This window comes from Vibrio sp. B4-6 (genome assembly GCF_963888245.1).
GTDB classification, from domain to species: domain Bacteria; phylum Pseudomonadota; class Gammaproteobacteria; order Enterobacterales; family Vibrionaceae; genus Vibrio; species Vibrio anguillarum.
Map to the genome: position 1 here is coordinate 75,864 of NZ_CAWPIM010000002.1, position 14,851 is coordinate 90,714.

12 protein-coding genes and 1 tRNA gene are annotated in these 14,851 nt (G+C 43.0%); 8 read left to right on the plus strand and 5 right to left on the minus strand.

Translation table 11 applies throughout. The features are described 5' to 3' along the window. Positions 1-142: 142 nt before the first annotated feature. A complete protein-coding gene (locus AACV20_RS00715; RefSeq protein ID WP_017050757.1) occupies positions 143-1,270 on the minus strand; it encodes an acyl-CoA desaturase in 1,128 nt (375 codons plus the stop codon). A 174-nt stretch (positions 1,271-1,444) separates the two neighbouring features. Between AACV20_RS00715 and AACV20_RS00720 the strand changes: the two genes are divergently transcribed. Beyond that, positions 1,445-1,987: a GNAT family N-acetyltransferase gene (locus tag AACV20_RS00720; protein WP_013868537.1), complete on the plus strand. Its 543-nt coding sequence runs from the start codon at positions 1,445-1,447 to the stop codon at positions 1,985-1,987. A gap of 189 nt (positions 1,988-2,176) precedes the next feature. Here AACV20_RS00720 and AACV20_RS00725 read toward each other — a convergent pair. Beyond that, positions 2,177-2,267, minus strand: a tRNA-Ser gene (locus AACV20_RS00725). 315 nt (positions 2,268-2,582) lie between these two features. Here AACV20_RS00725 and AACV20_RS00730 point away from each other — a divergent pair. Then, positions 2,583-3,260, plus strand: a complete 678-nt coding sequence (locus tag AACV20_RS00730) for a MaoC family dehydratase (protein WP_013868538.1) — start codon at positions 2,583-2,585, stop codon at positions 3,258-3,260. Positions 3,261-3,312: 52 nt separating this feature from the next. On the opposite strand, the gene AACV20_RS00735 is transcribed toward AACV20_RS00730, so the two are convergent. Beyond that, entirely contained in the window at positions 3,313-4,134 is an 822-nt protein-coding gene (locus AACV20_RS00735) for a phosphate ABC transporter substrate-binding protein (protein WP_026027798.1), read from the minus strand. A gap of 174 nt (positions 4,135-4,308) precedes the next feature. Between AACV20_RS00735 and AACV20_RS00740 the strand changes: the two genes are divergently transcribed. Then, the gene (locus AACV20_RS00740) at positions 4,309-4,659 is read left to right on the plus strand and encodes a DUF3024 domain-containing protein (RefSeq protein WP_026027345.1); all 351 of its coding nucleotides are present in this window, start codon (positions 4,309-4,311) and stop codon (positions 4,657-4,659) included. Between the two features lie 61 nt (positions 4,660-4,720). On the opposite strand, the gene rnb is transcribed toward AACV20_RS00740, so the two are convergent. Beyond that, the gene (gene rnb / locus AACV20_RS00745) at positions 4,721-6,730 is read right to left on the minus strand and encodes an exoribonuclease II (RefSeq protein WP_170907783.1); all 2,010 of its coding nucleotides are present in this window, start codon (positions 6,728-6,730) and stop codon (positions 4,721-4,723) included. 362 nt (positions 6,731-7,092) lie between these two features. On the opposite strand from rnb, the gene AACV20_RS00750 reads away from it, so the two are divergent. The 5 genes from AACV20_RS00750 to rplT all read left to right on the plus strand — a co-directional run bounded on the left by AACV20_RS00750 (position 7,093) and on the right by rplT (position 12,501). Next, positions 7,093-9,111, plus strand: a complete 2,019-nt coding sequence (locus tag AACV20_RS00750; protein WP_013868542.1) for a DEAD/DEAH box helicase — start codon at positions 7,093-7,095, stop codon at positions 9,109-9,111. A 213-nt stretch (positions 9,112-9,324) separates the two neighbouring features. After that, on the plus strand, positions 9,325-11,253 hold the full coding sequence (gene thrS, locus AACV20_RS00755; RefSeq protein ID WP_010319593.1) for a threonine--tRNA ligase: 1,929 nt from the start codon (positions 9,325-9,327) through the stop codon (positions 11,251-11,253). Positions 11,254-11,256: 3 nt separating this feature from the next. Beyond that, a complete protein-coding gene (infC, locus tag AACV20_RS00760; RefSeq protein ID WP_170907786.1) occupies positions 11,257-11,808 on the plus strand; it encodes a translation initiation factor IF-3 in 552 nt (183 codons plus the stop codon). A gap of 103 nt (positions 11,809-11,911) precedes the next feature. Continuing rightward, entirely contained in the window at positions 11,912-12,106 is a 195-nt protein-coding gene (rpmI, locus tag AACV20_RS00765; RefSeq protein ID WP_010319591.1) for a 50S ribosomal protein L35, read from the plus strand. Between the two features lie 41 nt (positions 12,107-12,147). Beyond that, positions 12,148-12,501 (plus strand): 50S ribosomal protein L20, encoded by a 354-nt coding sequence (rplT, locus tag AACV20_RS00770; RefSeq protein WP_010319590.1) that lies wholly within the window; start codon positions 12,148-12,150, stop codon positions 12,499-12,501. Between the two features lie 62 nt (positions 12,502-12,563). On the opposite strand, the gene AACV20_RS00775 is transcribed toward rplT, so the two are convergent. Further along, positions 12,564-13,526 (minus strand): integron integrase, encoded by a 963-nt coding sequence (locus AACV20_RS00775; protein WP_017043784.1) that lies wholly within the window; start codon positions 13,524-13,526, stop codon positions 12,564-12,566. Between the last annotated feature and the right edge of the window lie 1,325 nt (positions 13,527-14,851).

Below are 14,851 nucleotides of genomic sequence, written 5' to 3' on the forward strand. Positions count from 1 at the left end.
TAACTTTGAATATGTTTTAGTCGTTCTAACTATTCATTTAGCAAATATGCGGCTAGAAGTTCTGTTAGAGGGGGGAATAATTTAAGCTAAGAAAAATGAAGCCACTTAAGGCATGGCTTCATCAAATCTGTAAAGTATGAATTTAGGAGTACTGACGCACAATGAGCTGCCAATTGGATTTTTGTAGTGCTAATTGTTGCTTCACTTGTCGATAGCGCAGCATCAATAGGGAGTGTTCATATCTACGAACCATATTGTTTTTTTTACTTTCGATCAGCTGTTTCTTTAATTCATAATACTCTTGCAACTGCATGACTAAAGCGTCAAATTCACGTTGTATGCTGGCCATAACGAGTTGCTGATTGGGTAACGCGGCGATCTGTTTTTGCGCATGGCTTAATGCCATTAACGCTTTCGCTTTTTCTACCTTAAGGGGAGGCGAAGTGCGCAGTTTACCAGCCAACCCAAGCCACGAGCACAGCTTGATCAGCCATTTTGTTGGGTCGTATTGCCACCAATAAATCCCATTACGATAATCGTTTTCAAAAATATGGTGATAATTGTGGTAGCCCTCGCCAAAAGTGAAGAAAGCCAAAATACCGTTATCGCGGGCTGTATTTTTATCAGTATACGGCTGGCTACCCCATATATGAGCCAGCGAATTGATGAAAAATGTCGTGTGATGATTGAGCACCAAACGCAGTGCACCCACGATCAGTAACATGCCCAGTATATCGTGATAAATAAAACCAAGGATCAGAGGAACGCCCAAGTTCATTGCGAGTGCTAAAGGCACATAATACTTATGCTGCCACATGACGATCTTATCTTTTTGCAGGTCACGGCAGTTGGAGTAGTCATCGTACGTGGTTTTATTGTAGTGACGCAGCATCCAACCTATGTGTGAAAACCAGAATCCACGTTTGGCTGAATAAGGATCTTTGTCATTATTGTCTACATGCTTGTGATGAACTCGGTGATCAGAAGACCAATGTAGCGCACTGTTTTGCAGTGCAAACGCCCCACCTAATGCAAACAATAATCTCAGTGCCCAATGTGCTTCATAGGCTTTATGTGACCATAAACGGTGATAGCCCGCGGTAATGGAAAGGTTGCAAAAGGAAAAACAAATCATCAGCCAAAGCCAATGCTCCATGCCGTAGCCAAATTGCCATCCATACAAAGGGGCTGCAATCGTCGCTAAGCCCAAGCTGAAGCTAAAAATGACGATGTTTATCCAGATAAGTGGTGGTTTTGATGCCGATTCCATGATTAAAATCTTTGAGCTTACAGTTGTTCGCTAGAATATCAGCGAACAACTGTAAGTCAAAGAGGTTTAATGATTCTTTTAAGGGATTGTGACTAGTATATTTTGCTTTTCTATTTGAACCGAATAGTATGAAAGACGATGTTAATCCTTACAGGAAGTAATAAGGACTAGAATATGGAAATAAAAGCAGCTGAATATTGCGATTTTGAAAGAATTGCTCAGCTACACGCTCAAAGTTGGCGAACTCACTACCAAGGCATATTAGGCAAAGAGTACCTTGATAACGACGTTCTAGAAGACCGTTTACTGATTTGGCAAACTCGCTTAATCAATCCACCATTTAATCAACATGTCCTACTGATTGAAGAGGGAGGGCTGCTGTGTGGGTTTATCTGCGCCTTTGGTAACCACGATTTTGACAAAGGCAGCATTATCGAGTCTCTGCACATTGATGAAAATTATCGAGGAAGGGGGATTGGTCGCCAGTTGATTCAAGAGATGGCGGCATGGTTTGAGCAGTATTTCCCTAATAGCGGTGTGTATTTGGAAGTGATGGCAGACAATAAGCAAGCCATCGAATTTTACGACTACTTAGCTGGTCGACCTAAAGGAGAGCGTTTATGGCGGTCTCCCTGTGGGCAAGATATTAAAGAGTGGGTTTATACTTGGACTAGCCCAACAGATTTGCTGGCTTCGGTCTCTTCTACGGTTGATTGAAACGCATAGTGCGCGGGCTATGTCTTCTTACCTATCGGTATTCGTGTGATTCGTTCTTGATGTATTGAGGAAGAGGCGATGACCAAACATGATTGCATCTTCCAGACACATGAGTTTTTAATCATCTAAAGTTTCCAAATGCTATAAATAGAAAAAGCCTCTGATAATCAAAGGCTTTTTCTTGATATTTGGCGGAGAGATAGGGATTTGAACCCTAGGATAGCTATTAACCATCGCCGGTTTTCAAGACCGGTGCTTTAAACCACTCAGCCATCTCTCCGTGTGGTGTGCATAATAGATAGCCACCATAATATTGTAAAGCAATAAGTTGAGTCATCGACTCGGTTTGGCTAACCGCAATAACGTTTTCAGTTACAGTAAAGCACTGTTTTTACCGCTTCCCTTGATTTTATGAGCTATATACTCTACAACCTAGTTATCTAATAAAATGGTGTTTTATTTTTATTTGATTGATTTATATGTAATTTGTGTGTTTCAGGGAACGCTTGTACGCTCGAAAGTGTTTGCAGCTAAGTGTGAAGTACTTCAAAATTACCTCAATCCAAGGGCATTCTAACTAATCACCGAGGTTTAGATGAAAGTCGAGAATCTTTTTAAGCATCGTGGCGATTCAATGAACAAGTACTCCTCTGAGCTTATGCAGTGGGTATCACCTTCAGTACGTGAGTACTGGGGCGAGCTTCTACATAAAACAAACAGTCGCCAGTTGTTTTCTTGGGTTAGAGATTTTCACCAACCAGCAGTGAATGAAGATGCTCCTATTGCCGAACCCTTGATACTCAAACCTGAAGCGCAACGTCTGTATAAACAGCTCCAGACTCAGATTGGTGAAGTCATTCATACGGGTAAATGGCTGGTGGTTGATCAAGAGCGCATTAACCAGTTTGGTCAAGTAACTGAGGATATGCAGTGGATTCATACCGACCCTCAAAAAGCGGAAGTTGATTCTCCATTTAGGACCACAATTGCGCACGGCTTTTTGACCTTGGCCTTGTTACCTAAATTGACGGATAGCGTTGATCCTGACAAACCAATATTTCCGACCGCAAAAATGGTGGTGAATATCGGTTTAAATGAAGTTCGTTTCCCGTATCCAGTGAAATCAGGAAACCGAGTAAGAGCCATTAGTACTCTATTGAAAGTTACACCAATCAAAAAAGGTTTGGAGATCGAGAGAGAAATTAAAGTGGAGATTGAAGGTATTCGTCGCCCAGGCTGTGTCGTGGTTTCAGTGATCCAACTCCATTTTTAATTTTAGAAAAATGGCATAAAACAGGAGAGTCGATCACTCTCCTGTTTTGTATTTATTTGTTTTTCAAAGGAATATAACCATATTCTTCTATGCGAGCCTTTGCTTCCGCTGACTTTAAAGATGCAATGAAAGCTTGAGTCTCTTTAGTGATTTTTTCAGGGTAATAGACCACTAAAAATGGCATAGAAAGTTTATATTCATGAGTGACAATATTTTTTGCAGTGGCTTCTACTCCCTCAAATTTTATCGCTTTAATCGATTTATCTACCGATCCCGTAGAGATGAAACCGATCGCTTGAGGGTTATGGTTAATCAGTGTTTTAACCATACTATTGCTATTGACCACTAAGTTATTGGAACTGATGTCTGACACTAAGCGATCATTAATTACACGAGTCAGTCCTAATAAGCTTTCAAAGCTATAGCGGGAACCTGATGATGCTTCTCTGGTCACAACTGCGATTTTTTGATCAGCACCACCGACTTGTTTCCAGTTGGTTATTTTCCCTTTATAAATATCAAATAACTGCTCACGAGTCAGATTTTCAATACTGTTTAAGCGATTGATTACAACAGCCAGCCCATCATAGGCAATCGGTAGGGTGCTCATCGTCTCATCTTGCTCACTTTCTGTGAGGTAGCGCGAGCTCATGGCGATATCTGCGACACCTTTTTTCAGTAATGTGATGCCAGCACTCGAACCCACGGCTTGAACCGCGATATAAGTTTCAGGGTGTGCGGTATTGTAGTCCTCGGCGAATACTTCCATGATCCTAGCGACCGAGGTCGAGCCAGAAATATTAACTTCACTTGCGAAGGCAAACTGGGTATGTAGCAAAGTTGAAAGCAGTGTAGCAAGCGCGACTCGAAACATAGTGGCTCCAATATGGTTATTTAGAAAAATTGAGCCATCATAATATGTCGTATAGATGACACTTTTGTGAACCACAAAGGTAAGTGGTTTGTAGCCTTACGGTTTTTCATATCAGAGATAAGCGAAGTCAGCTATAGTCGAGATGTCAGGAAGCCGTGTTTGAGCGAGGGTAAAATGGCGGTAGTGAATTTGTTGCAACGTCAACTAGAACGAAGAGCAGAGCTTGTTTGCCATAATCGTAACCAAAGTGTGTCTGTTGAATTAGGCAAATCCTGTTTTGAGCCGATCGTTAACGGTGTGCACTTCATCAAACACCATTACAAATTAGATTCAACGCATTGCGACTATTCAAGTATCGTAGCAAAAGTGATTTGGGAAGAAGCTAAATGGGCGCTGTATATTCCCAATACGGATCCCGATAAAGAAATTGAAGATTGGTTGCCGTATCCTTTTCTCCCTAAAACAACGGATTTGACGGCGTTGATCCGCGAAATTGAAAAAGATCCTAAATCTTACTTTTGGTGATCAATAAGCAATAAAAAGGCACTCCGAAGAATGCCTGATAGAAATGTCTATGCTGCTAAAATCACTCCCCTTGGGTAGTGGTATTAGCTTCTGAAGGTATAGGTAACGGTTCGAAAACCTGAGTCGGTTTTGCAATCAGACTGCGGTTTTCCATATTCACTTCTGCGAGCACGACTTCGAGCGTATCACCGAGCTTAAAGACGACCTCTTTATCGACAAGCAGCGTTCCACTTTCCGCATTACATTCAATACGTTCTTTGTTGTCTAAGATTAAAGAACCAGGAATGAATGCGGCAGCGCCATTTTCCAAAAGACGTACGCGCATGCCAGCACGATTGATATCAAAGATTTCAGCCGTAAAACGGGTGCCTTTGCTAGGTTCGTTTACTAACGTTCTAGCATAGAGCCAGTCGCCTACGTTACGTTCGGCCATTTTGTGGTGTTTGCGGTGTAGTGCCAACTCTTCACCAACGGTTTCATCCGGTGTTTGTACGGGCTCTTTGTTTAAAATATGTGCTTTCAACATACGATGGTTGATCATATCGCCATATTTACGGATAGGAGAAGTCCAAGTGGCATAGATATCCAAACCCATTGCGTAATGCGGAAGGGGTTGGTTTCCTATTTCACTGTAAGCTTGATACTTACGGATACGATTATCCAGATAGCGGGTCTCTTGCTTACATAGCCAGCGACGTAAAGAGGCAAAGCCTTCTAGAGTCGCTAAGTTATCGGCAGTGTATTCAAGCTCACCCGTTGGGTTGACTAATTCGACAACATCGGCAATTTTTTCGGGTTTGAACCCCGCGTGCGTATTGAACACGCCTTGGCCAAAATGCGCTTTGAGCGTTTTTCCCGCACAGATATTCGCGGTTATCATCGCTTCCTCAACAAGACGGTTAGCACTACGGCGAAGATCCGCATGAATTGCCACTACGTCGTTGTCTTCACTCAGTTCAAATCGATAATCAGGGTGATCAGGAAACACGACCGCGTATGTTTCGCGCCATTGTGCACGCGCTAATGAAAAATCATACAAATCACGCACAACGGAAGCGATTTGGTCACTTGGTTGCCAATCGGCAGAAGTGCCCGTTTCTAACCAATCTGATACATGATCATAAACCAATCGAGCGTGCGATTTAATGTTGGCCGCAAAAAAGGTAATATCATCGCCAATCACACCTTCTTTAGTCACTGTTACGGTACAGCAAAGGGCAGGGCGAACTTCATTTTCCATCAACGAACACAAATCATCGGCTAAATCACGTGGCAACATTGGGATATTGCGGCCTGGGAGATAAATAGTGAAACCCCGCTCACGCGCGACACTGTCCATCTCGTCATCTGGCGTGATGTATGCGGTTGGGTCTGCAATAGCAATGGTTAATGTGAAGTCACCGTTCTCGGTTCTTTGGGCGAACAGTGCATCATCCATATCTTTAGTTGATGCCCCATCGATGGTCACGAAAGGAAGGTGGGTCATATCGATGCGTTGTAGGTCGGCATCATCTTTTAGCTGCCAATGTTCAATACCAGCCGGCTCACTGTTAGGCAGGTCATTTTCAGCTAAAGTCACCCACCAAGGCGCAATCTTATCGTTGGCATCCGTAATTTTATGGGTGATTTCAACCATAAAACCGTTATCGTCTTTCAGTGGATGGTTAATAAGCTGTGCAACAACCCAATCACCTTCAGAGAAATGTTCAGGGTTTAATCCTTTTTGCACCTTAGCTTTCAGCGATTGCCTTTTTAGTTGCGGGTTATCGGGCGTGACATTCAGCTTACCTTTGTACAGCTTTACACGGCCAATGAAGCGAGTTAGTGAAGGCTCAAGCAGCTCTTGAGGCTCAGCCACTTCTTTCTCATTCTCGGTGCGAATGATGGCCACCACTTTATCTCCGTGTAGGCATTTCTTCATATACGGAGGCGGAATAAAGAAGCTGTTCTTACTGTCAACTTCTAAAAAGCCGAAGCCTTTTTCAGTGGCTTTTATCGTGCCTTCTTTCTTAGGCAAGTTCTCTTGGATTTGTTGCTTGAGTTGAGCAAGGAGCGGATTATCTTGAAACATGTTTCTTTTTCTAACAAATGCGACTGGGCACACTATAATCATTGAGCGGGATGATTACTACCGAAAGCGTTATTTTTGCTAATCTGCTTTAACAGTGCGCTGTAAATGCAGCTTCTGTGTTCGTTTTGGGTGAATTAATGAGCTTAATGGTCATTTATGACGAATTTTTGTGATGTAATTCAATTTTTACTAGCTTTTTTTATGCTTTTAGGGAATAATCCGCGTCCCTTATATGTCCCTAGCGGCTTGATGCGTTTTAAGACTTATCCGCATCTGAACGGAACTCAGCTCTTTTTAATGGATCGGTATTGGAATTGGTAGAGCACGTGGGACCTTTTGTTAATTAATCTAGTGGGATCTCCATGCAAGACTCTGTAATTCAATTTAGTGAATTAGCCCTAAACGACTCAATCCTTTCTGCTCTAAATGAAATGGGTTTCGTTTCTCCAACTCCTATCCAAGCTGCTGCTATTCCATTTCTTCTTGAAGGAAGAGATGCGCTAGGTAAAGCACAAACAGGTACAGGTAAAACGGCTGCGTTTTCTCTACCTCTACTAAACAAATTAAACCTTTCTCAACACAAGCCACAAGCAATTGTGATGGCACCAACTCGTGAACTTGCTATCCAAGTTGCGGCAGAAATCAAAAACCTTGGCCAAAAGATTCAAGGCCTTAAAGTACTTGAGATCTATGGCGGTGCTTCTATTGTTGACCAAATGCGCGCTCTGAAAAATGGTGCTCATATTGTGGTTGGCACACCTGGTCGTGTAAAAGATTTGATCACTCGTGATCGCCTTCATTTAGACGAATGTCATACCTTCGTTCTTGATGAAGCTGACGAAATGCTCAAAATGGGCTTCGTTGATGACGTAACTTGGATCATGGAACAAGCACCTGGCACCGCTCAACGCGTGCTGTTCTCTGCGACTATGCCTCCTATGGTGAAGACGATTGTTGACCGTTACCTACGTGATCCAGCTCGTGTTGACGTAGCAGGTTCAAACCAAACTGTTGCGAAAGTAGAGCAGCAATATTGGGTTGTTAAAGGTGTTGAAAAAGATGAAGCGATGGCTCGTCTTCTTGAAACAGAAGAAACCGATGCGTCAATCGTCTTTGTACGTACTCGTCAAGACACCGAGCGTTTAGCTGATTGGTTATTATCTCGTGGCTTTAAAGCGGCAGCGCTTCATGGTGATATTCCGCAATCACTGCGTGAGCGCACGGTTGATCATATCAAACAGGGTGTAATCGACATTCTTGTTGCGACAGACGTTGTTGCTCGTGGTCTTGATGTTCCACGTATTACACACGTGTTCAACTATGATATCCCATTCGATGTAGAATCATACATCCACCGTATTGGCCGTACTGGCCGTGCTGGACGCAAAGGTAAAGCGATCCTTCTAGTTCGCACGAACCAAATTCGTATGTTGCGTACGATTGAGCGCGTAACTCGTTCTCAAATGGAAGAGATTCAACTTCCAATGCGTGACAAAGTTGCGGAAGCTCGTCTCATCAAACTGGGTGCAGAGCTAGAAGCTGACAAAGGTCATACTGCTTTAGACAAATTTGTTGAGCTCATTGAAAAACTTCAACAAAGCCTAGAGATTGATGCCACAACACTGGCGGCCATTTTACTGAAGCGTCAACAAGGCAATCGTCCACTGTTCTATGTCGGCCCAGATCCAATGGTCGACGCGATCGAGCGTGAAAAATCACGTCGTCGTGATCGTAAAGAGGGTAGTGAGCGTGGTGAACGTCGTGAAGGCGGTCGCGATAGCCGTGATGGACGCGAAGGTCGCCGCGAATATGGTACTGCGAGCAATGACTGGGATACTTATCAGTTACAAGTCGGCCGTGAGCAAGGCGTGCAAGTGAAAGACATCGTTGGTGCTTTAGCTAATGAACTTGGTTTAACCAAAGGTTCAATTGGTGCAATTAAACTTGCTCAAGGCCATACATTCGTACAGCTTCCTAAATCAATGTCTTCAGATGTTGAAGGCAAATTGCGTAAACTGCGTATTCGCCAAAAAGAAGTCGGTGCCGTTGTATGTGACTTTGATGACTTCCGCGAGTCTCGTGGTCGTCGTGAAGGTGGTAACGGTGGTGGTGCCCGTCGTGAAGGCGGAAACGGTGGCTTCCGTAATCGTGAAGGCGGTGCTCCTGCGGCTGGCGCAGGTCGTGGTGGCCGTGAAGGTGGCTTCCGTGGCAACCGTGACGGTGCAGCGGCGACTGGTCGTGATGGTGAGCGTCGTTTTGACCGCAACCGTGGTGGCGACCATCGTGGTAACTTCCGTGGTGAACGTGGTCACGGCAATGCTAGTGCTAATGCTAATGCCAATGCGGGTACGTTAAGTCGTCCTCGTCGCGCTGAAGCATAATCAATTATTGAAACTCCAAAGCCCGTGATATTTATCATGGGCTTTTTCTTTTGATTTATATAATTCGATCTTTGCATTTCTAGCGTGAGCTAGTTAAAATCTTCGCTTCATTGAAGTTCCGGTATTCGTGTTACCGAGTGAGCTTCGATGGGTTATTTTCAATCAAACTCAACACGTGTTGCTTGGTATGCAACACCACTGTAAGGATTATACATGCCTATTATTACTCTTCCTGACGGCAGTCAACGTCATTTTGAACACCCAGTATCGACAATGGAAGTTGCAGCTTCTATCGGCCCTGGTCTTGCAAAAGCAACGATCGCAGGCCGTGTCGATGGTGTGCGCGTCGATGCGTGCGATCTTATCGAAAATGATGCTAGCCTTGAAATTATAACGACAAAAGATGAAGTTGATGGTTTAGAGATCGTACGCCACTCTTGTGCGCACTTACTTGGCCATGCATTAAAGCAACTTTATCCACAAGCCAAAATGGCGATTGGTCCGACGATCGACAGCGGCTTCTACTATGATATCGATCTTGAGCAATCACTCACGCAAGATGATTTAGAGCAAATCGAAAAGCGCATGAAAGAGCTTGCCAAGACAAAATATCAAGTTGTCAAAAAGAAAGTCAGTTGGCAGGAAGCCCGTGATGCTTTTGAAGCTCGCGGTGAAACATACAAGATGGAAATCTTGGATCAGAACGTGGCTCGTGATGACAGACCGGGTCTATACCATCATGAAGAATACATTGACATGTGTCGTGGCCCTCACGTACCTAACATGAGCTTCTGCCAACACTTTACCCTGCTTAGCATCGCTGGCGCGTACTGGCGTGGTAACAGCGATAACAAGATGCTACAGCGCATCTATGGTACGGCATTCCATGACAAGAAAGCACTTCAAGCCCATTTAACGCGTTTAGAAGAAGCGGCTAAACGTGACCATCGTAAAATTGGTAAGCAACTCGATCTATTCCATATGCAGCAAGAAGCTCCAGGGATGGTATTCTGGCACCATAACGGTTGGTCTATATTCCGTGATCTTGAAGTGTTCATTCGCCAAAAACTCAGTGAGTACGACTACCAAGAAGTAAAAGGTCCATTAATGATGGACAGAGTTCTATGGGAGCGTTCTGGTCACTGGGATAAATATGCGGATGCCATGTTCACGACGTCATCTGAAAATCGTGAATATGCAATTAAACCGATGAACTGCCCAGGCCACGTTCAAATATTTAATCAAGGTTTGAAATCATACCGTGATCTGCCATTGCGTATGGCTGAGTTTGGATCTTGCCACCGCAATGAACCATCAGGTTCATTACATGGTATTATGCGTGTTCGTGGCTTTACTCAAGATGACGCCCATATTTTCTGTACCGAAGATCAAATTCAACAAGAAGTGACATCTTGTATCAAGATGGTCTACGACACCTACACGACGTTCGGTTTTGATAACATCGTTGTTAAACTGTCTACACGCCCAGAAAAACGTGTTGGTAGTGATGAAATTTGGGATAAATCGGAAGAAGCATTAAAGCTTTCACTGCAGGCAATGGATATCCCATTTGAAATTCAAGAAGGTGAAGGCGCATTCTACGGCCCTAAAATTGAATTTACTTTGCATGATTGCTTAGATCGTGCGTGGCAATGTGGTACAGTGCAGCTGGATTTCAATTTACCTGCTCGTCTAGGCGCGACATATGTTGGCGAAAGTAACGAGCGTCTTGTTCCGGTTATGATTCACCGTGCAATTTTGGGTTCACTTGAGCGCTTTATCGGTATCCTTATCGAAGAGTATGCAGGTTTCTTCCCTACGTGGTTAGCGCCGGAACAAGCGGTAATTATGAACATTACTGATAAACAGTCAGTTTACGCTCAGGAAGTAGCACAAAAACTACAAAAATGTGGAATTAGAGCCAAAGCAGACTTGAGAAATGAGAAGATTGGCTTTAAAATCCGCGAACACACTTTAAAGCGTGTACCGTATATGCTTGTTTGTGGTGACCAAGAGATGGAAGCCGGAGAGATCGCAGTACGTACCCGCAGGGGCAAGGACTTAGGTAAATTTAAATTGGATGACTTTATTGCGTATATCCAAGCCGAAGTTTCTAGCCGTAAGCTCAATCTGGAGGAATAAACTATTAAAGGCGGAAGACGTGGCCAACAGCCGGCCAAACCAAACCAGCACCGTTTAAACGGTGAAATTCGTGGCGTTCGTGAAGTTCGTTTAACTGGCGCAGATGGTGAATCCGTTGGTGTTGTATCAATCAACGAAGCATTAGAAGCTGCTGTAGAAGCTGGTATGGATCTTGTAGAGATCAGCCCTAACGCCGAGCCACCAGTTTGTCGTGTGATGGACTATGGCAAGTTCCTCTTTGAAAAGAGCAAGACTGCTAAAGAGCAGAAGAAGAAGCAAAAACAGATCCAGATTAAGGAAATTAAATTCCGTCCTGGGACTGATATTGGAGACTATCAGGTAAAACTACGCAACCTGACCCGTTTCCTAGAAGAAGGCAACAAAGTGAAAGTTACTATTCGCTTCCGTGGCCGTGAGATGGCGCACCAAGACATCGGTGTCGATGTTCTTCATCGTTTGAAAGAGGATACTGCTGAAATTGCAGTAGTTGAGTTTTTCCCGAGTCGAATTGAAGCACGCCAGATGATCATGATGCTTGCCCCTAAAAAGAAGTAATTAACGGCTTACAAGTAATGAGACCTCGCCGTTGAAAGACGGTGGGGTGTTATTCGCCCTAATTACATGTTATTTAAACTACTACAATGCGGAGTTATTCATCATGCCTAAGATGAAAACCAACAAAGGTGCAGCTAAGCGTTTTAAGAAAACTGCTGGCGGTATTAAATTTAAGCACGCTACAAAACGTCATATCCTGACTAAGCGTACTACTAAGAACAAGCGTCAACTACGCCCTAACTCAATCCTTCCAAAATGTGAAGTGGCTGGTGTTATGCGCATGTTGCCATACGCTTAATTCTTTTTAGTTTATTTATCGTTTAGTTTAGGAGAAGCATAATGCCTCGCGTAAAACGTGGTGTACAAGCTCGTGCACGTCATAAGAAAGTTCTAAAACAAGCTAAAGGTTACTACGGAGCACGTTCACGTGTTTACCGCGTAGCTTTCCAAGCTGTAACCAAAGCTGGTCAATACGCTTACCGTGACCGTCGCACTAAAAAGCGTCAGTTCCGTCAGCTATGGATTGCGCGTATTAACGCAGCATCTCGTCAAAATGGTCTATCTTACAGCCGTTTCATTAACGGTCTTAAGAAAGCATCTATTGAGATCGATCGTAAGATCCTTGCTGATATCGCGGTATTCGACAAAGCTGCATTTGCAGTGCTTGTTGAAAAAGCAAAAACTGCTCTTTAATTTAGCAGTGAAGGTTTAAAGAAAAGGAGGGCAAGTATGCTCTCCTTTTTTATTGCGCTTATTTATAAGCGCGACAATGGGCTTAATACACCGCTGGCGCCTCTATCCAGTACGTGAGTGTAAATCTGAGTTGTTTTCACATCACTATGCCCTAATTGTTCTTGTACTGTTCTAATGTCCGCTCCCGCTTCTAGCAAGTGTGTCGCAAAGCTATGCCTTAGCGTATGGCATGAAACTGACTTTTGTATCTCAGCATCATGAGCGGTTTTCCGAACTGCTCGCTGCAATGCCGACTCATTAATATGGTGCCTTCGTTTCAACCCACTATTCTCATCTAAGGTAAGTAAATTAGATGGGAACAAGTAGTGCCAATTAAACTCATAAGGAGCTGAAGGATATTTTTCTCGCAACGCATTGGGTAACCAGACTCCTCCATAACCTTTGGTTTGCATATCTTTATCATAGTAACGCTTAGCTAATGCTTGTTGCTCAGCTAGCTGTGGATAAAGCTCCTTAGCAAGTGTGACGGTGCGGTTTTTTCCTCCTTTTCCTTGCCATACCCGAACCGCACCATAATCTAAATCAATGTCCTGTATTCGGAGTCTGACACATTCCATCAGCCGCAGCCCTGATCCGTATAAGAGCATAATTTGCAATTGATATCGTGGCTCAATATGTTCTAAAAACCGCTTAATTTCAGTTCTTGTCATCACTACTGGTAATTTTTGAGCAAGTTGAGATTTCTTGAAATTCATGCTAATTGATAGCGGTTCTTTAATGATTTCACGGTACAGAAAATGGAGAGAGTTAAGCGCCAACGCTTGTGTTTTAGCGGCTACTTTCCCATTAACAGCTAAGTCAGTCAAAAACATCTCAACTTCTTTACTACCCATTCTCATTGGATGTGTTTTGTTATTGAAGTAGATGAATCGTGTTATCCAGTGCAAATATGCCTCTATAGTTTTTTTTGCATAGTGTCGCGCTTGCATATACTCTTTAATGCTTAAAATAAATTGTGATTTCATATTTTTCCAATAAAATTGCCTGTTTTTATATACAGTATTGTTGTTTTTGGTTTAGTCAACAAACTAAGTTGCATAAAGTCGTCTAATGTGACGTCTGACGCAGTTTTTATTCAACTAACCATCTGATAAAAAAGATTTATATGATAGATTCCTAATTATCAAAGTTCATGATAAGTGGCGGTAGCGTGGTAAATTAGGTCGCATTTTGTTGTATAGATAGCGTTAGGCAAGGTGAGTTTTTATCAGCTAAATCGAGTTGGAGTTGAGCGATAAATTCCATGTTTTGTGGCTTAAGTTAAGCAATGAATAATCATCACATATTTGTTGTTTCTTGATCGCGTTGAGTTGTTTAGCGTTGTGAATTCAGCGGCAAATAACCTTCAGCATCCAAACGTCCGCCTAGCATGCTACGCTCGTCACTTTTCTTCCAAACCGCTCAATTTGAGTTTTTTGTTTCTTTGCTGATTTAGGGTTTTGGTTTATAAATTAATCGGTTAGTTGGTTTTAAGTTTATAAAAAAGTTCGTTCTTTAGTTTTGAAAGTGTCGGTGTCAATCGGTTGGCCTAACAAACGGCTCAAGAGGGATTGCCAACGCGTGGCGGCTTTAGTTCAAAATTGAAGTTCAGTGTTTACAGTGTGTTTTTTGAGTTCGGCGGTGCGTTGTCAACCCCTTAGCCGGGCGTTATGCAACTCAGGTAAATTTAGGGGTTCAATCTTTTTAGGTTTCTCCGGCCATTCGTTTTATGTTGTCGGCAAATGAGCTTTTTTACCCTAAAATTCGTGGTTAACTCAAGCCGTAAAACAGGCAAAGTTCTTTGTTTGCCTCAATGAGTTTTGGTGCTGGTTTGTTGCCAATTCAGCGTGCGCAAAGTGTGGAAAGGGCAAGTTAATCGAGCATTTTGCACTTGCTGAAAGTATTGCTTGTAGGGTTTGTCTCATTCAAAAGCTTGGTTTGTTGCTGAAAGGTGGACTTTGTTTTGGCGGCTTATTTATCACGGCTCTGGCTTCGGTTGATTCTTGAATTACTCAACCATTGCAATCGTGGCTTTTGATCGAGTAAAGTTGGTTTATCTTATTGAATTTGCATAACAAACGGCTCAAGAGGGATTGCCAACGCGTGGCGACTTTAGTGCAAAATTGAAGTTCAGCGTTTACAGTGGTTTTTTGAGTTCGGCTATGCGTTGTCAACCCCTTAGCCGGGCGTTATGCTAATTTTGAGTAAGGAACCAATGTGAATAAATATGCTGAAAAGTTACTAACTGGTGATATTGAATTAGCACTTAAATTAAGCAAGTTTACGAAGCTGTTTAAGATCTTTATGGCCT